Annotated in this window: 24 protein-coding genes; 13 read left to right on the forward strand and 11 right to left on the reverse strand. The window is 41.0% G+C overall.

Annotation, left to right across the window (positions count from 1 at the left end; all coding sequences use genetic code 11):
- Positions 1–15: 15 nt before the first annotated feature.
- On the reverse strand, positions 16–459 hold the full coding sequence (gene ribD, locus BT147_RS02015; RefSeq protein WP_072330383.1) for a bifunctional diaminohydroxyphosphoribosylaminopyrimidine deaminase/5-amino-6-(5-phosphoribosylamino)uracil reductase RibD: 444 nt from the start codon (positions 457–459) through the stop codon (positions 16–18).
- A gap of 277 nt (positions 460–736) precedes the next feature.
- Between ribD and BT147_RS02020 the strand changes: the two genes are divergently transcribed.
- The gene (locus tag BT147_RS02020) at positions 737–1,960 is read left to right on the forward strand and encodes a DNA polymerase IV (RefSeq protein ID WP_072330385.1); all 1,224 of its coding nucleotides are present in this window, start codon (positions 737–739) and stop codon (positions 1,958–1,960) included.
- 41 nt (positions 1,961–2,001) lie between these two features.
- The gene (locus BT147_RS02025) at positions 2,002–2,292 is read left to right on the forward strand and encodes a YolD-like family protein (RefSeq protein WP_177239628.1); all 291 of its coding nucleotides are present in this window, start codon (positions 2,002–2,004) and stop codon (positions 2,290–2,292) included.
- A 193-nt stretch (positions 2,293–2,485) separates the two neighbouring features.
- Here the strand turns inward: BT147_RS02025 and BT147_RS02030 are convergent, their stop codons facing one another.
- From BT147_RS02030 to zwf, 6 genes are all read right to left on the reverse strand, one after another.
- Positions 2,486–2,923, reverse strand: coding sequence for a hypothetical protein (locus BT147_RS02030; protein ID WP_072330390.1), 438 nt, complete (start codon positions 2,921–2,923; stop codon positions 2,486–2,488).
- A 149-nt stretch (positions 2,924–3,072) separates the two neighbouring features.
- Positions 3,073–3,846: an amino acid ABC transporter ATP-binding protein gene (locus tag BT147_RS02035; protein ID WP_072330392.1), complete on the reverse strand. Its 774-nt coding sequence runs from the start codon at positions 3,844–3,846 to the stop codon at positions 3,073–3,075.
- 16 nt (positions 3,847–3,862) lie between these two features.
- A complete protein-coding gene (locus BT147_RS02040; RefSeq protein WP_072330394.1) occupies positions 3,863–4,561 on the reverse strand; it encodes an amino acid ABC transporter permease in 699 nt (232 codons plus the stop codon).
- A gap of 189 nt (positions 4,562–4,750) precedes the next feature.
- The gene (locus BT147_RS02045; protein WP_083426290.1) at positions 4,751–6,367 is read right to left on the reverse strand and encodes an esterase/lipase family protein; all 1,617 of its coding nucleotides are present in this window, start codon (positions 6,365–6,367) and stop codon (positions 4,751–4,753) included.
- A gap of 143 nt (positions 6,368–6,510) precedes the next feature.
- The gene (locus BT147_RS02050) at positions 6,511–7,140 is read right to left on the reverse strand and encodes a cyclase family protein (protein WP_072330396.1); all 630 of its coding nucleotides are present in this window, start codon (positions 7,138–7,140) and stop codon (positions 6,511–6,513) included.
- Positions 7,141–7,153: 13 nt separating this feature from the next.
- Positions 7,154–8,701, reverse strand: a complete 1,548-nt coding sequence (zwf, locus tag BT147_RS02055) for a glucose-6-phosphate dehydrogenase (RefSeq protein ID WP_072330398.1) — start codon at positions 8,699–8,701, stop codon at positions 7,154–7,156.
- 194 nt (positions 8,702–8,895) lie between these two features.
- Here zwf and BT147_RS02060 point away from each other — a divergent pair, with 194 nt between their 5' ends.
- The gene (locus tag BT147_RS02060; RefSeq protein WP_072330400.1) at positions 8,896–9,819 is read left to right on the forward strand and encodes a DMT family transporter; all 924 of its coding nucleotides are present in this window, start codon (positions 8,896–8,898) and stop codon (positions 9,817–9,819) included.
- Entirely contained in the window at positions 9,816–10,307 is a 492-nt protein-coding gene (locus tag BT147_RS02065) for an HIT family protein (protein ID WP_072330402.1), read from the forward strand. The genes BT147_RS02060 and BT147_RS02065 overlap by 4 nt, the downstream gene beginning before the upstream one ends.
- A 91-nt stretch (positions 10,308–10,398) precedes the next feature.
- Here the strand turns inward: BT147_RS02065 and BT147_RS02070 are convergent, their stop codons facing one another.
- Complete coding sequence (locus BT147_RS02070) at positions 10,399–10,842, reverse strand: MarR family winged helix-turn-helix transcriptional regulator (RefSeq protein WP_072330404.1); 444 nt, start codon at positions 10,840–10,842, stop codon at positions 10,399–10,401.
- Positions 10,843–11,023: 181 nt separating this feature from the next.
- Here BT147_RS02070 and BT147_RS02075 point away from each other — a divergent pair, with 181 nt between their 5' ends.
- Positions 11,024–11,437: an organic hydroperoxide resistance protein gene (locus tag BT147_RS02075; protein ID WP_072330406.1), complete on the forward strand. Its 414-nt coding sequence runs from the start codon at positions 11,024–11,026 to the stop codon at positions 11,435–11,437.
- Positions 11,438–11,501: 64 nt separating this feature from the next.
- On the opposite strand, the gene BT147_RS02080 is transcribed toward BT147_RS02075, so the two are convergent.
- Entirely contained in the window at positions 11,502–12,050 is a 549-nt protein-coding gene (locus tag BT147_RS02080) for a nitroreductase family protein (protein WP_083426291.1), read from the reverse strand.
- Positions 12,051–12,371: 321 nt separating this feature from the next.
- On the opposite strand from BT147_RS02080, the gene BT147_RS02085 reads away from it, so the two are divergent.
- Genes BT147_RS02085 through BT147_RS02110 form a run of 6 tightly spaced genes read left to right on the forward strand, consistent with a single transcriptional unit; the run spans position 12,372 to position 20,795 of the window.
- Positions 12,372–13,748, forward strand: a complete 1,377-nt coding sequence (locus tag BT147_RS02085; RefSeq protein WP_072330408.1) for an aspartate aminotransferase family protein — start codon at positions 12,372–12,374, stop codon at positions 13,746–13,748.
- Positions 13,745–15,262: a pyridoxal phosphate-dependent decarboxylase family protein gene (locus BT147_RS02090; protein ID WP_072330410.1), complete on the forward strand. Its 1,518-nt coding sequence runs from the start codon at positions 13,745–13,747 to the stop codon at positions 15,260–15,262. Before BT147_RS02085 ends, BT147_RS02090 begins: the two co-directional genes overlap by 4 nt.
- A complete protein-coding gene (locus tag BT147_RS02095) occupies positions 15,246–17,087 on the forward strand; it encodes an IucA/IucC family protein (protein ID WP_072330412.1) in 1,842 nt (613 codons plus the stop codon). The genes BT147_RS02090 and BT147_RS02095 overlap by 17 nt, the downstream gene beginning before the upstream one ends.
- 4 nt (positions 17,088–17,091) lie before the next feature.
- The gene (locus BT147_RS02100) at positions 17,092–17,634 is read left to right on the forward strand and encodes a GNAT family N-acetyltransferase (protein ID WP_072330871.1); all 543 of its coding nucleotides are present in this window, start codon (positions 17,092–17,094) and stop codon (positions 17,632–17,634) included.
- Positions 17,624–18,958 (forward strand): lysine N(6)-hydroxylase/L-ornithine N(5)-oxygenase family protein, encoded by a 1,335-nt coding sequence (locus tag BT147_RS02105; RefSeq protein WP_072330413.1) that lies wholly within the window; start codon positions 17,624–17,626, stop codon positions 18,956–18,958. Before BT147_RS02100 ends, BT147_RS02105 begins: the two co-directional genes overlap by 11 nt.
- A 13-nt stretch (positions 18,959–18,971) precedes the next feature.
- Positions 18,972–20,795, forward strand: a complete 1,824-nt coding sequence (locus BT147_RS02110; RefSeq protein ID WP_072330415.1) for an IucA/IucC family protein — start codon at positions 18,972–18,974, stop codon at positions 20,793–20,795.
- Between the two features lie 179 nt (positions 20,796–20,974).
- Here BT147_RS02110 and BT147_RS02115 read toward each other — a convergent pair whose 3' ends face one another.
- A complete protein-coding gene (locus tag BT147_RS02115; protein WP_072330417.1) occupies positions 20,975–21,766 on the reverse strand; it encodes a transporter substrate-binding domain-containing protein in 792 nt (263 codons plus the stop codon).
- Positions 21,767–21,863: 97 nt separating this feature from the next.
- Complete coding sequence (locus BT147_RS02120; RefSeq protein ID WP_072330419.1) at positions 21,864–23,195, reverse strand: anti-phage deoxyguanosine triphosphatase; 1,332 nt, start codon at positions 23,193–23,195, stop codon at positions 21,864–21,866.
- A 108-nt stretch (positions 23,196–23,303) separates the two neighbouring features.
- On the opposite strand from BT147_RS02120, the gene BT147_RS02125 reads away from it, so the two are divergent.
- Both BT147_RS02125 and BT147_RS02130 read left to right on the forward strand, forming a co-directional pair.
- Complete coding sequence (locus BT147_RS02125; protein WP_072330421.1) at positions 23,304–24,002, forward strand: response regulator transcription factor; 699 nt, start codon at positions 23,304–23,306, stop codon at positions 24,000–24,002.
- Complete coding sequence (locus BT147_RS02130) at positions 23,999–24,979, forward strand: sensor histidine kinase (protein WP_072330423.1); 981 nt, start codon at positions 23,999–24,001, stop codon at positions 24,977–24,979. The genes BT147_RS02125 and BT147_RS02130 overlap by 4 nt, the downstream gene beginning before the upstream one ends.
- Positions 24,980–25,070 lie beyond the last annotated feature (91 nt).

Raw genomic sequence — 25,070 nt, forward strand, 5'->3', positions numbered from 1 at the left:
CAGAATTTTCTAAATCTAATCCGTTTTCTCCTTTATATACTCTAAGAAATCCTTCAAATCCTCTTTAATCAAGCCTTCACAGTAACCTAGGCTTACTTCTACTCCAGATTCACGCAAATGATCAATCCCTTTTCCATTTACCTGTTCATACGGATCACCAATCCCAACTACAACACGAGCCACCCCTGCATCCGTGAGGGCCACACAGCAAGGGCCCGTCCTTCCATAGTGAGCACACGGTTCCAGCGTACAATACACCGTCGCTCCCTTCGCCTTATCCCCTGCATCAGCTAACGCATTTACCTCGGCATGTGGTCCACCCAAATGAGAAGTGTGCCCTCGCCCTACAATCTCGCCATCCTTCACCACGATCGCCCCCACAGGCGGATTCGTCCCTGTCTTCCCTTGAGCCTTTCGACCTTCCTCTATCGCAATTAACATGTATTGTAAATCAGTCATGAGCTTTCAATCCTTTCCAAAGCAAAAAGAAAGACATGATATCTCACGTAGAAGTTATTAGTTCCGCCAAATAACTTTCTGAAGGAGATAAAACATGTCTCGTAACGTCAGATTACCACATGACGAAACAATCAACCAGTACCAAAGAAATTCAATTTATATTAAACACCCAATTCCAGCATCCATATTGGGCAAATTTCCCACTATTAAAAGAACGTGTGTTCTCATATAATAACACCATAAAATCGAATATATGTTCGCTTTTGGAGGTTAGAATATGATCCTTTTAATCGATTGTGAGAGTTTTTACTGTAGTGTCGAAAAAGCTATGAACCCCAATCTGTGGTGTAAGCCCACCATTGTGTGTGGTGACCCAGTGAGAAGGAGCGGAATTGTGCTGGCTGCATGTCCAATTGCTAAATTAGCTGGAGTCAAAACAACACAGCCCTTGTGGGAAGCTCTACAACATTGTCCAGATCTGACAATCATCAGACCTAGAATGCAACTTTACATAGATGTTTCACTTAAGATTACTTGTATCCTAGAGCGATTTAGCGATAGAGTAGAAATTTTTTCAATCGATGAGGCAATATTGGATATTTCGGGTTGTACTACTCTTTTCGGATCACCAAGAGAGATCGCACAGAAGATACAGAATACCATTCAAGAGGAAGTAGGCATTCGGGCAAGAGTTGGCATTGGGTCTAACAAATTGTTGGCAAAAGTCGCCTGTGATTCGTTCGCTAAGAAAAACTTCACAGGTATATACACGTTAAATGAAAGCAACTTCCAGGAGAAGATGTGGCCGCTTCCGATCGGGGAGCTATTCGGAGTAGGAAGTCGCATGAAACAGCATCTACAAGCCATGAGGATTATAACAATCGGTCATTTAGCTAATTACCCATTAGAGCGTTTGAAAGCTAAATGGGGAGTCAATGGTCACGTCATATGGATGTCGGCAAATGGAATCGATTATTCACCTGTTGTAACAGATTCGTTCAGACAGCCCAAAGACATTGGACATAGTATGACGCTTCCAAGAGATTATAAAGAGGCAGAAGAAGTAGAAACGGTACTATTAGAACTAGTAGAAGAGGTATGTAGACGGATGCGTAGTCATTATCAGATGGGTAGAACAGTACATGTTGGAGTAAGAGGAGCTGATTTTGATAGACCCACTGGTTTTCATAGACAGATAAGTATGCCTGATCCGACGAACGAAAGCATGAGGGTATTTGAGTTTGCAAAGAAGCTACTTCATCGATATTGGGATCGTGGGCCTGTTAGAGCCATTGGATTGTCACTTAGCCAGCTACAATCAGATGAAATCGTTCAACTAGATTTGTTTGATAGAAGGGCAGAGAGCAGAAGAAAACTAGATCGTGCTGTAGACGAGATAAAGGATCGCTATGGAAAAACATCTATTATACGAGCTTCATCTCTAACAGGAGCAGGTCAAGTTGTAGAGAGGGCTGGCAAGATTGGAGGTCACTATCGATGACGGGCTTGAAGCGGGGGAACCTTTTATGGGAGTCTAGCAGAATGTTTCTTCCAGAACATCGGAAACAACTTCTCGATCAACGTCAGAAACAAAAAAGGTACATTCCATCTGAATTGGATGAACAGAAGCTAGAAAGGATGAATCAATGTTTGAATCACGCTATGATGGATGATCGAATGGTAATCGTTACTTTTCCAGGGCAATTTCGACCAGAATCATTTTGTGGTTTTATTGAACAGGTGGATCTCAATATGGGTTATATCATTTTGGAGCATGAAAGCGATCGAAAGAAATTAATATTAAAGGAGATATTAGATATTGAATGGGCTTAATCTGTGCAGGGCAATATGATATAATTTATTTTTTTTGCATCCTCGCAGTCTTACTATTTGAGTTATTACCTGATGCATGCACGGAACACCTTATTAACCAACAGCCTCAATATCTTCTCTTCCCTATCTTTCTACACACAAAAAAAGAACCAGGGCTCTCACCCTAGCTCTTCATTTATTAATCACCAACAACCTACGGGAGCCAATATGGCTGACTTGCTGTTCCTTGATAACGATTCTTCGAATCATGGAAGTCAAAACGTAGTTCTTGTAGGTTTGGGAATTGTAGATACTTCACATATCTATGTACGATCCAGCCAGAAAAAGCTTTTGGATTCTTGAGATATTTCTCTCCGAGATGCTTAGGCAAAAGAAGAGGTGCTGGAGCATCCATTGCCCCTTCAGGTGCTAAGCGGAGATATACTTCTCCATCTTTAACAAATAGGTCTTTGGTGTTTAGCCAATCAGATCCTACATATTGGTAGTCTCCTGGTTTACTTGTTTGTTCTTGATTTACTGTCAAAGTGCTATTTGCTACTGAATCCTTTGCATAGCTTGTCCCTGCGAAAGTGAAACTAAGTGCCGCCACACCTGCTACAACCAACCCTGCTAATCGGATCGTTTTCTTCATATTCGTTCCCTCCCATTTATTTAGTAACAACATTTTAATTATATAATTTTTATAAAATTAAATCTAGTGATAAAAAATTTTATTTTTATATAAAATTTATATATAAGATATAAAACAGATTATATACTTGCCTGAAAAAGAAAAAAGAACTAGAGTCCCCACCCTAAGTTCTTTTCTACTCCTACATATAATTGGTCTAAAAATTGCTTCGTTCTTGCATGTGTAGGATTGCCAAATACCTCATCTGATGTTCCCATCTCGATAATTTTCCCCTCATCCATAAAAATCACTCGATCGGCCACCTCTCGGGCAAAATTCATTTCATGCGTCACGATCATCATGGTTTGAGACTTATCTTTCGATAACTCACGGATAATCGCAAGCACACCTCCTACTAACTCTGGGTCAAGTGCAGAAGTAGGTTCATCGAGCAAGAGAACAGATGGATTCATCGCCAGCGCTCTCGCTATCGCAACCCTCTGCTGTTGCCCACCCGATAGCTGAATAGGAAACGCATCTTGCTTTTGGGACAAACCTACCCTTTCAAGCAAACCTTTCGCTTGAATAGAAGCGGCTTCTCTACTTACCCCCTGTACCGTAACAAGTCCTTCCATCACATTTTGCAATGCAGTAAGATGGGGAAACAAGTTAAAGCTTTGGAAAACCATTGCTGTTTGGGCACGAAGAGCTCGAATTTCTCTTTCTTTTGGTTTTTTATCATTAAATTTTAATATATGATTCCCTATTTTTATTGAGCCAACAGTTGGGGTCTCTAAACCATTTAAACAACGTAGGAAGGTGGATTTACCAGACCCACTCGGTCCAATGATAGCGATCACCTCCCCTTGCTCCACTGCTAGATCAATGCCATGTAACACATCTAATTTACCAAAGCTTTTATGTAGATTCTTTACTTCAATCAACCAATTCACCTCCAACCTATACGTTTGTAAAGCGATTATAATGCTTTTCTAACCTCTCTTGCAGGGCGTTCAAAACCGTACAAATGACCCAGTAATAAAGGGCTACGATTAGATAAACGGTCATGTAGTCATATGACCTTCCGCCTACAATTTTCGCATAGTAAAGCATCTCCGGCACGGTAATGACTGTTAAGAGAGACGTATCTTTTACAAGGCTTAGAAAGCTATTCATCAAAGATGGTAACGCCACGCGTGCTGCCTGCGGAAGAATGACTCGGCGCATCGTCTGCCGATAACTCATATTTAATGAGGTTGCCGCCTCCCATTGGCCACGGGGTATCGAGAGAATCGCACCACGAATCGTCTCCGAAGCGTATCCACCCACAGAAGCAGTTAATCCAATAATCGCCACAGTAATCGGTTCCAAGGTAATTCCAATCACAGGAAGGCCAAAATATAAGATAAATAATTGCACTAATAACGGTGTACCACGAATAATCGAGATATAGACCCTAGCTGGATAGCGGAGTAACCGATAGGGGGACATACGTGCGATCGCAACAACTAATGCCACGAGTAGCCCCAATATCATCGTCACCACACTAATCCACATCGTATTCCAGAGGCCATTTTTTAAGACATAGGGAGCGGCTTCTTTGGCAAGTTGCCAGTCAAATAATTGCTCCCATTGAATGGTAGATAAAAGATTCATCATGAAGACTCCTATAGATTAAGTAAGAAACGAAACCATTATTCTTAGTAAGTTTATCGGATTTTATTAAAAAAGAAAAGGATTAATAATCAAGTGATAATAAAAGAGCTAGGGTCGAACCACGCACCCTAGCTTGAAATGGTAGAGATATCAACCTTGATACATAACCATTTTACCAATTATATAAATTTATTATTTCCCTAGATAAACAGATTTAACAAGAGTCCGTTCAAATGACTTTCCTGATTTCTTCTTGCCCGTTACTTGAACCGTGACATTATACAGACCTGACTTTACCTGAGTAGGGAATGGTACTGTATATTCATCTAATGAATCAAGGTCTCTCTTCTTCCTTGCTTGTAAGCCTATTTCATACGGTTGCTGCTTTACTTCTTTCCCTTCTGCATCCATTAGCCTCACATCTACCTTAATCGATCCAGGATGATAATCCTTCTGTTGATCTAATTTTATCTTCAACAAGGATCCTTTCGTAGCTGTCTGACCAGGAAATTCTAACGCTAGGCCCTGTGGATCTTTATAGGTTGTAACAAGGAAATAGGCATCTTTACTTGAACTTTGGATTCGAACTTTCCAATTACCCATTTCTGCATCTTTTAATTGAAAGCTTTGATCTGTCACATCACCAAAAAGCTCATCGCCTTTAGCCGACACATAGTTACTGCTGTTTTTATCGTACATTTTACCTGAAGGAGATTGTAATGTTACTTTCACATCAGGTGATTTTGTCATTACCTGAACAGAGGCTTCTTTTGCATCCACCAAAATGGATTTTTCGACCGGTTGATTTGCTGTTAATGATCCACCCGCTAGAGACTGATCAGCTATTTGAGTAGCTGGAGCCTGTTGGGTTTGATGAAAGAATGCCATTTTGGGTGATCTGGTAGGAGTCACATTACGTAAAACGGGTTCCATTAACTTAAATGAAACAGAGCCCTTGCGGATACTATCATGATCAGCAGGAATGGTAAATAAGTGGTTTCCATAGGGTAAATATGTACTTGATATATTGACAAGCCCATCATTTTCTCCATAGCTAGATAAGGCAAATCCCGCTAACCAAAGCGCTGTTCCAGAAGGTCCCCAATTTGTTCCTGCCGTCGTGTAGTATTCATTTTTCATCACGTTTGGATGATGATCGGTTTGCTTGCGAAACTTTTCCATCTCTCCTGTTTGTAGCGAGTAAGCCCCATCATCTTGCTCTCCAACTAGTTTAGTTAACCAACTAGCATACCAACTATAAGCCATATCTGCTAAATGGGACCCATAGTTCGGGGAACCTAGTGTTATGATTTTACCCACATATGGATACGCATTGTAGTGAACCAATGCGGCTTGGGCATCGACTCCACCTTTACTATGTGCAACGATATTTACTTTTTGTCCATAATACTGCGAAATCTCTTTTAAAGACTTAGCGATCAACTGACCATTGTCATAGGGATTCGCTGTACCTTTACCTGCAGAATCGTGCAAGTGAACAAAGACCGTTCGATATCCAGCATTATATGCCAACTCATACATATCATTGATTCCATGGTACTCTGTATTGCTCCACCAGTCTTGAGCATGTCTACTTCTACCTTGGACGAATACAACAGGGGGTTTGCTTACATCTACATTTGGCGGTATAGCTCCCATTTGCCACGTTCCAGGGGTCTCTGTCAGTTGAAAACCTGCAATTTCCTTAGGAGGAGGTAATGTAACATGATCATCAGCCCTCACTTGATAAGGAAAAAGAGTACCCATAAAAAGAAGAAATGCAATAAGTAATCTAGAAAATTTAGACATCATAGATAATCCTTTCTAGTTGAATTAATGTAAGATTTTTATGTAATATCATAACGCTAATAAACTAGATTGGCTAGTAGCTATTTTATTAGAAAAAGCCGGCATTCCTCTAGATGAGTCTCCTGCCGGCACATATCGTAAATCTAACCCGTAATCCCTTCAAATAGTAATACACGGGCGGGTGCTGCTTCCGTCTCCATCACTTTCAGAGGCGCGGCAACCATGAAATACTCTCCTTCAGGTACTTCTGCTAATCGAAGCCCCTCTATGATGAGAACCCCTGCATGAAACAGTGTTTTATGAGTGGGGTGTCCAGGTTGGGCTCTCTCTACTCCTAAAGCATCAATTCCTACGCCACGAATCTTTTTCTCAGCTAAATATTTTGCGCCACACTCCGCAAGATAGATAAAATCAAAGTTAAACTCTTCTTCCATCGAGTTGCGAGTTTTGAGAAGGACAAAATCTCCCTCCCTAATCTCATGCTTCTCTAGATCTGGCTTACGTACTCCATCTGTCACATGAGTCATATCCAAAACTTTAGACGATCCGATCAATGTTTCTAGTGATAGCGTCTCCATCGTTCCACCTTCAGGCAACATGTGTAGTGGGGAATCAATATGGGTCCCGGTATGAACATCCATCTCGATCTTAGACTCGCGGGCAGTGGCCTTATCAAAATCTTGAACCACGCGAATCGAAGGCTTCTTCTCTGGTTTATTTTTATAGACTTGCATGTTTTCACTGATCGCCATCGTTACATCAAATATTTTCATGTTCGTTCTCCTCCTATTTCAATCTCTTTTTGGTTTGGGTTTCATGTGCCGGGATCGTTTCTGTATCTCTGTTAGCCCCTACTGACCACCAGTTATGTCCTTCTACTTCCAGCAACTCATCTGCCAATTTTGGCCCCCAAGATCCGCTCTCATATGTTTCTAATGAAATCAAGCGATCCCGAAAGGCTTGTTCAAGTGGATCAATAAATTTCCAAGCTAATGAGACTTCATCCCAGTGAGCGAAGTAGGTAGAGTCTCCCATAATCGCATCGTGAATCAAGGATTCATATGCTTCTGGAGATGCATCAATACAATTGTTACAATACTCCATTTCAATCCGAGTCAATCCTTGAATCCCCCCAGATTTCTTCGCATTTAAAACAAAGCTAATTCCTTCTTGCGGATTAATCTTAATGATAAGCAGATTAGGCTCTAGGGTATTCTCTCGATTGAAATACAGATTTGGGGGCATATTTCTAAATTGAACGATGATCTCTGTTGATTTCTCCGACATTCTCTTTCCGGTACGCACATAAAAAGGAACCCCCGCCCACCTAAGATTGTCGACATATAGCTTGGCCCCTACATACGTCTCTGTTTGTGAATGAGGGTCTACTCCTTTTTCATCCAAGTACCTTGGAACTGATTTCTCTTCCATCATCCCTTCCCCATATTGCCCACGCACTACGTACTGCGCTGCCTCTTCTGGTTTTATATGACGAAGCGAACGGAGAACCTTTACCTTCTCATCATGGATCGCTTCCGTTTTTAAGCGACTTGGAGGTTCCATCGCCACAATCATGAGCATTTGAAGAATATGATTTTGCACCATATCCCGCAAAGCTCCTGCCTCCTCATAATAACTTGCACGCTCTTCTACACCCACGGTCTCCGCAGCGGTAATTTGGATGTTTTCAATATGTTGATGATTCCAGAGAGGTTCGAAGAGCGTATTGGCAAACCGAATCACTTCTATATTTTGAACCATCTCTTTTCCAAGGTAATGATCAATTCGATACGTTTCATTTTCAGCAAATGATTGTTTTACTTGTTCATTTAATTTTTTTGCAGATTCATAATCATGTCCGATTGGTTTCTCGATAATAAGTCGCTTCCAGCCTGGTGTCGTCGTTAATCCCGACTCTTTTAAATTGATTGCCACAGTTCCAAAGAAATCAGGTGCAATGGCCATGTAAAATAGGCGGTTACCTGGTAGTTTCCATTTTGCCTCTTCTTCTTCTACAATCCGTTTAATCGATTCGTACCCTTCTGGATTTCGAACATCAGAGGTAGTATAGAAAAAACGCTCTGCAAACCTCTCCCACTCTGATTCTGAGTTTATTTCCCTCTGTGAGAAAGTCTCAATTGACTGGCGAAGGTCTTGGCGAAACTGCTCTATCGATAATTCAGAACGTCCCGTACCTACAACGGTAAATTGCTCGTGTAATAAATCATTTTGAGTAAGGCTATAAAGTGCAGGGAACAGTTTTCTTTTGGCTAGGTCACCAGTAGCACCAAAAATCACAAGGGTAAACGGTTCGGTTTTTCTTCCAATCCCCATTTTGAATCCTCCTCACAACTACTTCATCGTTGAATTTATTATGTGTTAGATCATTTGGAATATGTAGCCATACTAAATAGTAATTGTATCAGTAAATAGAGCAGAATGATAAAAATATGTTTATCTAGTCTAAAAACATTCTGTAGTCTATAATATGTTTATTACGAAAAACGAAATTTTCTATTGGAGGCATTATGCTAGCTAAGAAACAAACCATTTATATCATGCTACTCGCAAACATGGTTCTTTGGGGAAGTTCATTTGTAACCTCTAAGATAGCCATTAACTCCGTACAAGCACCTGTTTCAGCTTCGATTCGTTTTGGATTATCTGCTCTTATATGCGGGCTTTTTCTCATGATCCAGACCCAGCATCCTCGTAAAGTAAGTAAGAAAAATCTTGGAAAATTATTCATTATGGGGGTAAGTGGAATAGCCATTTACAATTGGCTTTTTTTCGTGGGACTATCCCACACACAAGCCTCCGATGGAGCAGTTATTATTCCGGCAATGAGCCCGGTACTTACAACTTGTCTCGCCTTTTTCCTCTTAAAACAGCGTCAAACGCTTTCAAAGATGCTTGGACTCGCCCTAGCTTTAAGTGGAGCAGCTATTTTCTTCTTTTCGACAGCAGTAGGCTCTCTCGATCAGGCCCGTCTGTGGGGGGATCTCATGTTTATCGGTTCCTCAGCTTGTTGGGCTGTCTATACGATGATTGGGCGGACCGTATTTCAAGAAGTTCACCCATTAATCGCCACTTCCTATGCACTTATCTTCGGTGGCATTTTGTTAGTATTCGTTGCACTTCCTCAGTATTCTCAAGTATCGTGGGAACAAGTGGATACAAGCTTTTGGATCGTTCAACTTTACACCGCCATCTTCCCTACAGTACTCGCAAATTTTTTCTTTTCATATGGAGTAAAAAGCATTGGTCCTACTTCTACAGCCATGTTTATGTTTTTCGTCCCGATATCGGGTCTCGTTTTATCTATCATTTGGTTACATGAATCGTTAAACCAACTACAATTAGTAGGCTCAGTTGTGATTATTTTAGGTATTTGGTTGATGAATAAAAAAGTGGCAGTAGCCAAGGACCCCGCGCAGGTGAGAACAAATTGAAGAATATTACTCTAGCAGATGGTCGTAATATTACGGTAAAGTGTTTAAGCTGTTCCCTTGTCACAGGGGAAATACAGCCAAGTGGCGGTACGATCTATGAAACAACATTTTTTCATGCTCATCAAGATGTCGCATATCCCATTAGAGGGCTTGTGATTTTGGCTTCAAAAAGGCATGTTACATGTTTAGACGAGCTTACTAAAGAAGAACGAAGTGACTATATTCATACACTTTATCAAATTCGAAAAGCACAACGTGAAGTCTTAGGCATCGAACATGTATACTATTTCTATAATGAAGACACTACCCATCACTTCCACACATGGATGGTTCCACGCTATGATTGGATGCATGAATTTGGAAAATCTGTTGAATCAGTTCGCCCTGTCCTGCTTCATGCACGACAAAGTAGAAACCATACGGATGAAGTTGAAAAAACTTTAACAGCTATACATGGGCTTAGGGAGTTCTTAAATAAAAGCTACTAAAACAGAGATAGCACCACATAAAACCAGCCCTTTTTCGGGCTGGTTTCGTCTGTACATAACCTTTCTAAACGCGTTGTTTAGAGGGATTTTCTTATGATTTTTTTTTGGTTATCGCAGTAAGTAGCTCCTTAAAGCTATGACTGTACTCTTCAAATTGTTCCAGTGTGAGACCCGTCTTTTCAAAGATCTGGGCAGGGATAGATTTTGCCTTTTCTTTTAATTCGGTCCCTTTGTCTGTTAATGAAATGAGCACACTTCTCTCATCCTCTTGAGACCGTTTACGAATGACTAACCCAGCCTCTTCCAGTCTTTTCAGCAGCGGTGTTAGTGTACCTGAATCTAGGCAAAGTTGATTACCTAACTGTTTAACAGATAAAGGTTCATGTTCCCACAGAGCAACCATGACCAGATATTGTGGGTAAGTGATGTTTAACTCTTTGAGAATCGGTGTATAGAGCTTTGTAAATTCTCGGGAGCAAGCGTAGATTGAAAAGCACATCAAGTTGGATAATACCAACGGATTTTCTATCTTCATAGTGTGTAGCCTCCATATTCCTCTTTTCTATATTGTAAACCCATATCCCTATTATAACAATCAACTAAATTACACAAAATACAATTATACATAATTATGTTGACAAGAAATAACTACACATGTTATATTGATTTTACGAAATTAAATTTTATAAAATAAAATAACGAAGGGTGATATACAAATGCAAAAATTATATACAGCTATCGCAAAAGCAACTGGAGGAAGAGAAGGCAAGGTACGAACAGATGATTTACAATTGGATTTAAATATTGAAATGCCTAAAGCATTAGGTGGAACTGGAAAAGAAGGAACCAATCCCGAACAATTGTTTGCAGCAGGATATGCAGCATGTTTCGATGGAGCCTTAAACCTAGTCGCTCGTACTAAGCGGGTTAAGGTAGGGACTACAGAAGTTACTTCTCATGTTACAATCGGGAAAGATGCTTCTGGATTTGGCCTAAGTGTCGTTTTGGAAGTTCACGTTCCTGGTGTATCGTTAGATGAAGCAAAAATGTTAGTTGAAGAAGCTCATCAAGTTTGCCCATACTCCAAAGCAACTAGAGGAAATATGGAAGTAGAATTAAAAGTAGTTTAATCAAAGAAAAGCTGTAGACCTTGTTTTTAGACATAGTCTACAGCCTTTTTTCTCATTTACAGTATTACATAATGGTTAAAAGTTCATCCACTGATTTACGCTGAGTCACTTCTGGAATGTCAACAAAGTATCCCATTTGCAAAAAGCCAACTATTTTTTCATCACCATGCACACCTATATGCTCTTTCATCCGGCTTGTGATTTGCTCGCCAAATGTTCTCCAGACCACACCTACTTGCTTTTCCCAAGCGACTAGTTGTATGTTTTGAATAAAGGCAGAAGTAGCACATAAATCGTCTTCCCACTGTTTACGATTCTCTTTTTGATCCATCACTACAATTAGAAAAGCAGGGACCGTTTGAAGGTACGAAAGAAAAGCAGATAATGCCGTTTCAGATAGATGTGTATAAGCTTTTTTAGCCATATGAATCACCTGCTGGCGCTGCTCACCGTGGAACAAGATCAGTCTCCAAGGCTCTGTTTTAGCATGATGAGGTGCCCATCTGGCTACATCAATAATGTCTCGAATTGTATCGATCTCTACTAGTTGATTTGAAAATTGGCGAATTGTTCGTCTCTCTTGTATAATTTGCATAATGGAAGTAGTAATCACAATGCTATTCCTCCTATCGAGTAGCCATTCAGATCCAATCGGCTTTTCTAATTGTAATGGTTTTATCTATTTGAGCATGATATCGCGTCCCAGCATCATGTCGAAATTCTTTTACTTTAGATTTATAGGATGCCATTCTCAAACCCTTCCCTTTACTTGTAAACAGGTTACCTTTAATCTAATTGATAGTGATTATCACTGTCAATTTATTTTTTTAATAAAAACATATTTACAAACATTTGTAGCTGAGCTATAGTGAGGTCGTATCTTAAGTGATAATGATTCTCATGTTCATTTTCTACTCTTTTAGGAGGCATCTCTATGAGTTCGAATACATTTAACAATCAACATTATTTAGATCGACAATCCATTCGTGAATCAAATGCTCGCTCCTATCCGAGGCGAATTCCCATTGCCATTCGGAAAGCAGTAGGGATTCAAATCACAGATGTAGAAGGAAAGGTTTATTACGATTGTCTATCAGGCGCAGGTACACTTGCACTCGGCCATAATCATCCAGTTGTAAAGGAAGCCATTTTAGAAACCGTTGAATCCGAGTATCCCTTACACACGTTAGATCTTACAACGCCGATTAAAGATGAATTTATCGACGAACTCTATTCCGTACTCCCTTCTTCCTTTGCTCAAAGAGCCAAAATCCAATTTTGTGGACCGGCTGGAACAGATGCAGTTGAAGCAGCTCTAAAGATTGTCAAGATCGCCACTGGAAAACGCTCCATCCTCTCTTTTCAAGGTGGTTATCACGGAATGACTCATGGAGCACTTAGTTTGATGGGAAACTTGGGAGCTAAGGAGGACATGCCAGGTCTGATGCCTGATGTTCACTTCCTACCATATCCCTATCAGTATCGCTGCCCCTTCGGGATCGGAGGAGAGAAGGGGATAGAAGTTCATCAACATTTCTTAGAGCGTTTTTTAGATGATCCTGAACGGGGCGTAACAAGTCCAGCAGGGCTTATTTTAGAGATGGTACAAGGCGAAGGTGGTGCAATCCCTGCTCCAGATGAATGGGCTAGGCATGTGCGTGAAATGACAAAGAAGCATCATATTCCCATGATTGTTGATGAGATTCAAACGGGCTTTGGCAGAACCGGCAAGATGTTTGCCTTTGAACATGCTGGAATTGAACCAGATGTACTCGTCTTATCAAAAGCCATTGGAGGTTCATTGCCATTAGCCGTGGTGGTATATCGAGAAGAACTAGATAAGTGGGGTCCTGGTGCTCATGCAGGTACATTCCGTGGTAATCAGATGGCGATGGCCGCCGGGCTTGCGACAATTCGCTTTATTCGAGAAAACAACCTTGCTGATCATGCTGATAAAATGGGAGAACTTCTACGAGGAAAATTACGCCTCATCCAAGATGTAACGAATTCAATCGGGGAAGTTCGCGGAAAAGGACTCATGGTTGGTGCGGAAATCGTCAACTTCAATCAATCTCCTGATCACTTAGGAAGCCATCCAGCTCATCCTGAACTAGCACGTCTAATTCAGCAAGAGTGTTTCAAACGAGGATTAATCCTAGAGTTAGGCGGTCGTCACGGTAGCGTTGTGCGGTTCTTGCCCCCTCTAATCATTACGTCCGAACAAATAGAAGAGATTACTAATATTTTCGGAGAAGCTGTTCTCGTAGCAGAAAAAACCCTTTCTCCTCGTCAGGAGGCAACGATTTCATGAATGAACAAAATTGGGATCATTGGTTCCTAAATCATTCAGTCGGTTCCATCATTAATCAAAATTTAGCATCCGAAACGACCCGGGTGGCAATCGAGGAACAATTTGCCAAGCTGTCACAACCATATAGTGGAGCTAACATTTCTGAAATCAAAAGAATGGTAGAACAAATTGAAATTTATCCGAAGGAGGGTGTTCCTTTGACGAAATCCCTCTTCGAACTATCTCAAAGTGTCTTAAAGCACTCGATTGCTGTTCATCACCCACGCTCGATTGCTCATCTACACTGTGCACCGTTGATCCCTGCTTTAGCAGCAGAACAATTTATCTCAGCCACTAATCAGTCGATGGACTCTTGGGATCAAAGCTCTGTAGGATCATTTGTTGAAAATCGGATGATCGAGTGGTTATGCGGGCTATATGGTTATAGTCCAACCAGCGACGGTGTATTTACTAGCGGAGGAACCCAATCAAACTTCATGGGCATTCATCTAGCGCGTGATCAATATGCTGAGTCAAAATGGAATTGGAATATCCAACAAAAAGGATTGCCACCGGAAGCATCCAAGCTACGGATTTTATGCTCGGAGAAGGCTCACTTTACCGTTCAACAGTCAGCCGCTTTGCTAGGTCTCGGCTCTCAATCGGTCATCTCCATTCCAGTCGATCAGCATCAACGAATGTCAACTCTTCATTTACAGGAGACGATCGATCGCTTACTTGATGAAGGATTAGAACCTTTTTCCATCATTGCGACAGCGGGAACAACTGACTTTGGTAGTATTGATCCCCTCGATGAGATCGTTGAGATTGCAAAACAATACTCGATATGGCTCCATGTCGATGCTGCATACGGTGGAGCTTTAATCTTAAGTGAACGAGAGTCTGTCAAACTAGCCGGTATCTCTCAAGCAGATTCCATCACAGTCGATTTTCATAAATTGTTTTATCAACCCATTAGCTGTGGGGCTTTTCTCTTACGTAATCAGGAGCATTTCGGGTATATTCGCCTTCATGCGGACTATTTAAATCCGGAAGATGATGAGGAGCAGGGCGTGCCTAATCTCGTAAATAAATCGATACAGACAACGCGCCGCTTTGATGCGTGTAAGTTATTAATTAGTTTGCAGGTATTAGGAGAGAATCAGTTTCCAAAGTTGATTGAAACCACGATTGATTTGGCAAGGGACGTGGCGCACGATATAGCGAATCATTCTTCTTTTGAAATAATAAATCCAAATCCTGAGATCAATGCTATTGTTTTTCGATATAATGATGTGAATCAAAACTACTCTGATCATCAGTTAGATAAACTCAATTATCAAATTAGACAAGCACTCTTACAATCTGGCTCAGCTGTCATTGCAAAAACGAGGTATCAAGGGCGTGTCTATCTCAAATTTACATTATTGAATCCACGGACCCAACGATCTGATATCCAAGCGCTATTAACCGAAATAACAGAGATCGGGAAGAAATTAGAAGGAGGGCTTTTCGCACATGCAAGTACCAAGTAGACAAATCGCAACGCAACACAGCATGCAAAACCTACTAAACTGCTTTTTACGTGAAACTCAAATTGGTTCCATTATCGATCGCCAATCTCTACCTTCATCCATTACAACCACTGTGGGTGTAGAAACTGTTTTTGAAATTCCTTTAAAATCAATTGGTTTTACTATTTTCGCACCTATTTCCTATGTTTCAAAGACTGGGAGACACCTCTTTACATTCCCACTCTACGTTGAAAGAGGCTCAAAGGTAGAAGAGCTAGATTTTGTATGGTTAGCCACGCTGCTAGCGAAAGAAGCAGCAGCATTAGAGGGAGTTAACTTCATTCCGAGTGATCTACTCGTACGAATCTTGCAAAGCGAGCAACTGATGACCCAGTTTATCGAAAACCGCTCTACAGATCAGGAGTCCCTTACGCACACCTATTTTAGTTTTATTGAAGCAGAACAATCACTTTTAGTAGGACATCTCCTCCATCCAACACCAAAGAGTAGACAAGGGCTACATGAATCAGAGCAAATTCGTTATGCTCCTGAGACCAAAGGGGCATTTCCACTCCACTACTTCCGTGTACATCACTCCCTTGTACTCGAAAAATCGAATCTATCCGAAAGTGCAACCGATTGTATCAAACAGGAACTACGCAATGATCAGGCGATTCCTGCAAAGTGGAAGAGTACATATTGCCAAGAAAATGATTCCTTTTCGATTATCCCCATTCATCCACTACAAGCAGAACAACTTCTCCAACAGGAATGGGTTCAATCCGCAATCGTAAACGGGACGATTTATCATCTCGGGACCATCGGCAGAGAATATCAAGCCACCTCTTCGTTACGCACTTTGTATCATCCGGAGGCTCGCTTTATGATCAAAGGCTCCGTTCCGATTCAAATTACGAACTCCTTGCGAGTAAACAAATATAAAGAACTGGAACGGGGTGTAGAAGTTTCCAAGATCGTGGAAAGCCCGATTGGTAGTAACTTATACGACCGTTATCCTGACTTCCAAATTATCACAGATCCTGCTTTCATCACGGTTCAGCATCCAACTGAAGAAGAATCTGGATTTGAAATCACGCTACGATCAAATCCATTTATCTCTGGATTTGATCAGCAAGTCACATTAATTGCTGGATTAGGACAAGACATATATCCAGGTCACGGCTCCCGATTGAAACAGATTATCGAAAATCTTGCTAAGATTGAGCAACGATCGGTAGCAGAGGTAAGCCGAAAATGGTTCCAGCGTTATCTCGGGATTTCACTCGAACCTATGCTGGATCTCTATCTACATCATGGAATCGCGCTAGAGGCTCATCAGCAAAATAGCTTAGTACAACTTTCCATGGCTGGGTATCCTGTAAAGTTTTTCTATCGCGATAACCAGGGGTACTATTACGCAGAATCGATGTTTGAAGAACTACAAAAGTTGATCCCGGACGTAAGCACCTTAAGCCAAACGATGTGTTCCGATGCGGTTGCAGATGAGCGTTTCCGGTACTATCTCATCTATAATCACATGTTTGGATTGATCCAAGCATTTGGAAATGCTGGCTTAATTGAAGAAGAGATTCTACTCTCTGATCTACGTGAAAGGCTCCAAGCATGGCGGGTTCATGATCGTCCTTCTTCTCAGTTCTTAACGAGCCTGTTGGAACATGAAGAGCTGCCCTGTAAAGCCAATTACCTAACCCGCTTCTATGAGATGGACGAGCTTGTTGGTTCCCTAGACACACAATCCATTTATACCATGATTCCAAATCCGCTTTGGAAAGGAGCCTCTTCTATTGGGCAAACACCAGTTACCCCGTCGAATCATTTGGGATAAATCGATTGAAAAAGAAATTTCGTTTCGTCCCGTTCAGTTAGAAGCTGATTTCGAAATGCTCTATCAGTGGCATCAAGAGCCACATGTGATTCCTTACTGGAATTTAAACATCTCACGTGAAGAGTATCTCAAACACTTAACACAATTTCTCCAAGACCCCCATCAAAGTTTACATATCGGATTGATCGATGGGGTTCCGATGAGCTATTGGGAGACCTACTGGGTAAAAGGAGACATCCTTGAAAATAGCTATGAATATCACCCAGCTGATCAAGGCGTACATCTTCTCATTGGTGATACTCATTATCTTGGAAAAGGATACGCACTTCCTTTATTACGTGCGATTACGCATCTATTGTTTGCAAACGCTGAGACTGAGAAAGTAGTTGCAGAACCAAACTGTTTAAATAAGAAAATGATTCATGTTTTTGAAAAATGTGGATTCCAATTTCAGAAGAAAATCCCTTTGCCTGGTAAGGAAGCGGCCCTTCTCTTCTGCGATCGAAACGAATTTATACAAAGGTGGCAGGATATCCATGCAATCTAACACTCTGTATGATGTGATTGGAGTTGGGCTCGGACCCTTTAACTTAGGATTAGCAGCATTATTAGATCCTGTAAAAGAGGTAAATGCTTTATTTCTCGAACAAAAACCAGAATTTGCTTGGCATCCTGGTTTATTAATCGAAAATACGACCTTACAAGTTCCTTTTTTAGCTGACCTCGTTACCATGGCAGATCCGACAAGTCCCTTTTCGTACTTGAATTATCTACGGCATCAAAAACGTCTATATCACTTTTATTTCTTAGAGCACTTCCATGTGCCACGTAAGGAATATAGTCATTACTGTCAATGGGTTTCAAAGCAATTAAACAGCTGTCAGTTTGGGCAACAAGTAATTGGATTCGAATTTCATCAACAAGATGATCCAACTCAAAACTACTACGAAGTTTGTGTACGAGATACAACGAGTAAAGAGATCGATCTGCTACGTTGTAGGCACCTCGTTCTCGGTATAGGAACCACTCCAATCATCGATGAGCGTTTCCAACAACTCTCAGATCAAGACGTCTTTCATTCTTCGCTGTTTCTCGAAAGGCAGAAACGATGCCAGGAAGCGAAGAAGATTACCATTATTGGCTCGGGACAAAGCGCGGCAGAAGTGTTTCTAAGCCTTTTTCAAGATCAACCAAATCATTCCTATGAGCTAAGCTGGTATACACGATCGAATGGATTTTTCCCTATGGAGTATTCAAAATTGGGCCTTGAACACTTTTCACCTGATTACACTCGTTATTTTTACTCCCTATCCCAAGAACAAAAAGATGAGCGAAGAAGAAAGCAAGATTTACTCTATAAAGGAATTAGTGCCTCAACGATTGCTGATATCTATGATCTATATTACGAACGCACCATAGGTGGACAATCAGTTCCTGTTACCTTACAAGCTATGACCGCATTAGAGTCGATTGAACCCCGATTTAACGGAACTTACGAATTAACTCTCAAGCATACCGAACAAGAAGTTAACTCCACTCAGCAGAGCGATGTCGTAATCCTTTCAACCGGATATGCCTCTCAAGTCGATCTCATGCTTCATCCTTTTGGCGAATATATCCAGCGCGACGAAAAACAACGGCCCATCATCCAAGAGGATTATCAAATTGCTACTCAGGGCTGTCAGAACAACCGAATCTATATCCAAAACGGGGAACTTCATAGTCATGGTATAGGAGCTCCTGATCTAGGGCTAGGGGCATATCGAAACTCGGTCATTATTAATTCATTGTTTGGTTCTGAAGTGTATCCTGTACAAGAGAAAAATGTATTTCAACAATTCGGCACAGCTCGTATTCCTAGCTATAATTAGAGGTGAGAAAACGATGACAATCAATTCATCTAGCCAAAACATAAAGGAAATCCTAACTCCTGCCATCTGGGGAGAAGTTTCCGTACGACTCCTAAGTAAAATGCTTTCTGAAATGATGTATGAAGACATCATTCAACCCAAGGAAATTTCGTATGACGTTAAACAAAAATCCTATTTATATGAATTAGAAGTAGCCAACCAAGTTGTTTACACCTATGAAGCAAAAAAGCATCTATTTGATAGCTATCAAGTAACCCCTTCCTCTATCAAACGAATACAGGAAGGTATCACTACCCAAGCTACCAATCCCTTGCAATTTCTATATGAGCTACAACCAATCATCCCGATGTCTGGCGAAACAGCAGCTCATTTGATTCGTGAATATCAACAAACCTTAATCGCAGATGCTCATATTCTTCATAAAAAGAAAACGACACAAGACCTTGATCTGACTAGACTTGACTACTCCGATCTAGAGGGCATGATGGAAGGTCATCCTTGGATTACGTATAACAAAGGAAGAATTGGCTTTAGCTATGGAGATTACCTTGCATATGCACCCGAACAGCGACAAACAACTCGATTTCTATGGATTGCCGTTCGCAAAGATTATACCGACCTTCAATCCGTCGAACAGGTTGATTTAGAGACACTCATTGTAGAGGAAATAGGAGCAGAACTTGCTAATGAGTGGAGAAACCAACTCATTAAAGAAGGACATACTACAAATGAATATATTTTTATGCCGGTTCATGAATGGCAGTGGGATCAATACCTGATTCAAATGTTTGCGGAGCAAATTGCTACCCGAGTTATCATCCCTATGGGGCGTGGCGCAGACGTGTATCTACCTCAGCAATCCGTACGCACCTTTGTCAATATGACCAGAAAAGATCGCTACCATGTAAAACTGCCGATGAGCATCCTAAACACACTTGTTTATCGTGGACTACCAAGTGAGCGTACCGTCTTAGCACCTGAGATCACCACATATATCCAAAATATCTATCGCCATGATTCCTTTTTACGTGATGAACATCGAGTGATTCTACCTGGGGAAAATGCAAGTATCAATTTAAGCCACCCTTACTTTGAAAAAATTGCAGGTTCCCCTTATCAGTATCTAGAACTACTCGGCTGTATCTGGCGAGAAAGCATCTATAACTTAATTGACGAAGGCGAACAACCCATTACCTTAGCTTCTCTTCTTTATGTAGACGGGAATGGGAAACCCTTCATTCAATCCCTAATTGAAAAATCAGGTTTATCCGTAGAGGAATGGATGAAAGAGCTATTCGCTACTCTCCTCCCTCCACTATTACATTATTTGTATCAATATGGAGTCGTCTTCTCTCCACACGGACAAAATACGATCCTAGTCCTAAAAGACCACCGTCCACACCGCTTAGCAATCAAAGACTTCGTAGACGATGTTAACGTCAGCAAATACCCATTGCCAGAGCTCGCAACCCTTTCAGACGAACTTCGCCAAGTACTACGAAGCGAAGAGCCAGAAGGACTATGCCAGTTTATCTTTACAGGGCTATTCGTTTGTCACTTCCGCTACCTCGGACAACTGCTAGAAGCGCATACCGGTTGGAGTGAACAATGCTTCTGGAAAGAAGTAAGAAACGTAATCGAATCCTATCAAAAACGCTTCCCACAACTAGAAGAACGCTTCGAAGTCTTCGATCTATTACGACCTGAATTTACCAAACTATGCCTAAACCGCAATCGGATGCTCGATTACGGATATGGAGATGATGCAGGGCGACCCCATGCATCGGAGTTTGGAAAAGTGCGCAATCCGTTAGCATTAGTGGGGGTTAATCAGTAGAGGTAAATAATGCTCCAATGAACATTTGCAAAGACCACTCCAAACTGAATAAAAAAACGTGTGCGGACACTTCACACCGCACACGTTTTTTACTTTTTATCCGCACTATTAAATGTCATCCAGTAATGAGACGGAATAGGACATCCTTTACTAGTTAATCCTTTCATTAACCCTCAAGTTTACCCCTTCGATACATCCTCACCAAAATACTTCTTCGAAATCTTCTCCAGGGTACCATCTTTCTTCATCTCATCAATTGCCTTATTAACCGCCTCTAACAACTTAGGGTTCCCTTTTGGAATCGGAAAGGCACTTTCTGCACGCTCCATCGCTTCACCTACCGTTTTAAGTGGCAATTTATTTGTCTTCATCATCTCAGCAATCGCAAGGCGATCATTCATACTAAAATCAATTCGCTTCGCCGCCACATCGCGCATAGCAGTCATCATATCCTCGTATGCCTTAATTTCTGCACCCGCATCCATTGCCATCTTTCCATAATTACTAGTTGGCGTCTGACCTGCCTTTTTCCCTTTTACATCAGTAATCGCTTTAATTGAATTATTATCTTGCGCAACCACTATTTGTGCAAATGAAACTGTATATGCCTGACTAAAATCAAATTTTTCCTTTCGTTCAGGCTTAACCCCTACTTGATTCGCAGCAAGATCAATTTTTTTCGTTTGAAGACTTGCCAACATTCCATCCCAAGGGATCTCTTGAAACTTCGCTTGAACGCCTAACCGTTTAGCCACTTCTTTTGATACTTCTACATCATAACCTGTTAATTCGTTTGTTTTCTCATCGTGATAACTAAAAGGCTTATAGGTACCCTCTGTCCCAATCGTAATAAATCCTTGGTTTTTCATTTTATCGTAAAGGTCCGTGCCTGTTGCTTTTTCTTGGCCACCACCACAGCCAGTAACCACCACTGAGAAACTCAACACGATTCCTAAAAGCCACTTCTTCATTCCCGTATTCCTCCTAAAAACTAATCCCTAGTATATTAATATGAATTTAAGGTTTTACAAAGAATAATCTTACGCTCCTTTCGAATAGCTGTCAACTCTAGTGATCAAAAAAACTTCGACTATGACCAAAGAGACGAGCATGCATCTTGGTAGCAAACGAATCCGTCATCCCTGCTATGTAATCACAAACCACCCTAGCGCGATCGGAGTCGGCAGAAACTTGTTGATATAAGATACGATCATTTTCGGAAAGAAGTAGATGATTATTCATCATTGCTTCGAAAAGTTGGTGAATCATACGCTGACCTTTAAAGGCAACCATTTGCACTTTTTGTGAATAAATGACCCTCTCCATTACAACTTGACTAAAGCGTTGTAAGATAAGTTGTAAATCGGCTGGCATCAAAACCGTATGAGAAATTCTCATCGAAGGAGCTTGATCCGCAGAAAAAAACTGATGCACTTCTAAACTATGAATGAATGTGGAAATAATAGCACCAAAGACTCGATTTAGCTGATATTTTAAACTGTCTCGATCTGATTCCAATTGTTTTAAATCAGAAATAGCTTGGTGAAGAGCGGGTTCTTTATTGTATTTGAGGAATACTTGTACTAGATCAACCAACTCCTCTACCCGTAAAAAGCCGAGATTAATAGCGTCTTCGAGGTCGTGAGTCGCATATGCAATATCATCAGCAAGTTCAATAATGGAACATTCCAATGGTTTATGTACCGTTTTTAGATATCCGTTAGGTTGTTCTTTTGTACGAGTTAGATACGCACGTTCTTCTGTCGTCAAGGGAGCTAACATCCATTCAAAGGCCTCTTTATCACTCTGATAGGCGCTTGCTTTTGGGGGATGCTGGGTTTGTGCTGGATCTGTCGCATCTGCCATCGCTTTGTTCAGCAGGATTGGATACTTTAAAATAGACATCAGTAAGCCCCGAGTCGGATTCAATCCTAGCTTTTTATCTCCTTCTAACCGGGTCAAGATACGAAAGGTTTGAGCATTCCCTTCGAAACCTCCGTATGGTTTCATGCATTCATGTAGTGCATATTCCCCATGATGTCCAAAAGGAGGATGTCCCAAATCATGGGCAAGGGCGGCAGCTTCTACTAGTGAAGCATCTAAGCTCTGCTTTTCTTGAAAGACAGCATGATTCTCATTTAGATGAATCACAATTCCCCGGGCAATTTGAGCAACCTCCATCGAATGCGTTAGCCGGGTCCGATGAATATCGCCTACATCTAAGCCAATTACTTGGGTTTTCGCTTGCAATCGCCGAAACGCAGAACTATGAACGATTCTGCCATAATCTTTTTCAAACGGATCACGAGCATCTGATATGCTACTCATACGAGAAGGGCCGCGGCGCTCATAGTCACTTGTTCGATAACATGTGTTATACTCATTACGTTCCAATATCATTTTATACACCCCTATTTTTCTTAATAATTTACATGTTGTATTCTTTATATTCTCAAGTCAAATATTTTTATTGATCTACTCGTTCACAGAAAAGAGGATACTAATTTGATGTACAAAATTATGGTTGTAGAAGACGATCCTAAAATTGCTCAACTCTTACAAGACCATCTAACTCGTTATGAATTTCAAGTAGAAATTGCGACTCAATTTAACCAAATTACGGAAGAATTTATGAGAATTCAACCCCACTTGGTACTCATGGACTTAAATTTGCCAAGCTTTGACGGATTCTATTGGTGTAGACAAATTCGCCAGACCTCCAAGTGTCCGATTCTCTTCATTAGTGCTCGTGAAGGTAGTATGGAGCAAGTGATGGCTTTAGAAAATGGAGCCGACGATTATATTACTAAGCCATTTCATTATGAAATCGTACTAGCAAAAATTCGCAGTGCCTTGCGCAGAGCGTATGGGACGTATGCGAATCAGGGTGAGCGAACTGTAGAAGTGGAGGGTCTAGTTCTATACCCTGAGCGAATGTTACTTACACTAAAAGATCAAAGTGTTGAATTGAGCCAAAAAGAAGCCATACTAATAGAAGCACTCATGGAAAAGAAAATGCGCGTGGTAAGTCGAGATCAACTACTAGATCGACTGTGGAATGATCAACATTTTATTGATGATAATACACTTAATGTTTACGTAACTCGTGTTCGCAAGAAGTTTCGAGATCTTGGAATACAAGAAGCAGTTGAAACGGTAAGGGGATCAGGTTATATGCTAAAAGTAACATGGAGTGGGGAAGCATGAGGTTATTTTTTCGAGAGCATATTCCTCTTTTAGCTTTTTACTTTATCCAAATGGCTTTATTTCCCCTGCTTTACTGGCTCGATGGCTATAAGCAGTTGCCCATCATATTTTACTCGATGGGATTAAGTTTGTTTTTCTTAACCACTTACTTGTTCCAACGCTTCATCAGCCACAAAACATTTTATCGTCGTATGTCCCAAACAATGGATGCTTTAGATGATGCAATGCAAAAATCAGGAGACTCTCCCCTTCCTGAAGCACTGGATTATTTAATGGAGAGACAGTTCCAATGCTACCAAGATGAAATTATTCACTACAAGAAAAAACTACAGGATCACATTACATTTATTAATCAATGGGTTCATCAGATGAAAACACCCATTTCCGTGATCCATCTAACGATTCAAGATGGCGATAACGAGCAGAGTAAGAGCATTCAGGAAGAGCTGGACCGCCTCCGAAAAGGCTTGGACATGGTACTATATGCTTCTCGCTTAGATGAATTTGAGCATGATTTCCATGTAAAACCTATCTCCTTAGCACCTCTGGTCAAAAAAGTGATCGCAGAGAATCGCCGCCTATTTTTCCGGAATAAAGTATATCCTGATATTCAAGTTCCAGATGATCTTACCGTTTACAGTGATGAAAAATGGCTGGCCTTTATTCTGAATCAATTACTAACAAATGCAGTTCGATACTCTGCTGGAAAAGGGCAAAAGATTACGTTTCAAGGAAAGCAAGCTGGTAACTATGTGGCGTTAGAAGTATGCGATCACGGTATCGGAATCCCAAAGCAAGATTTACGACGTGTGTTTGACCCCTATTTCACAGGCGAACATGGTCGGGAGTATCAGGAATCCACCGGAATGGGCTTGTACTTAGTACGTGAAATCTGTAAAAAACTAAATCATAGAGTAATAATTGAATCAGAAGTCGGAGTAGGGACAACGGTGCGCCTTAGCTTTGACCATGTCTGATAATGAAAGCAAACCCCTTCCAGTTTGAAAGGGGTTTGCTTTCCGCACATCTTACAGAAAAGTAAGGAAAGATTAATCTAATTACATAGTA

Origin of the sequence: Thermoactinomyces sp. DSM 45891 (assembly GCF_900119485.1) — a bacterium.
Classification (GTDB): Bacteria; Bacillota; Bacilli; order Thermoactinomycetales; family Thermoactinomycetaceae; genus Baia.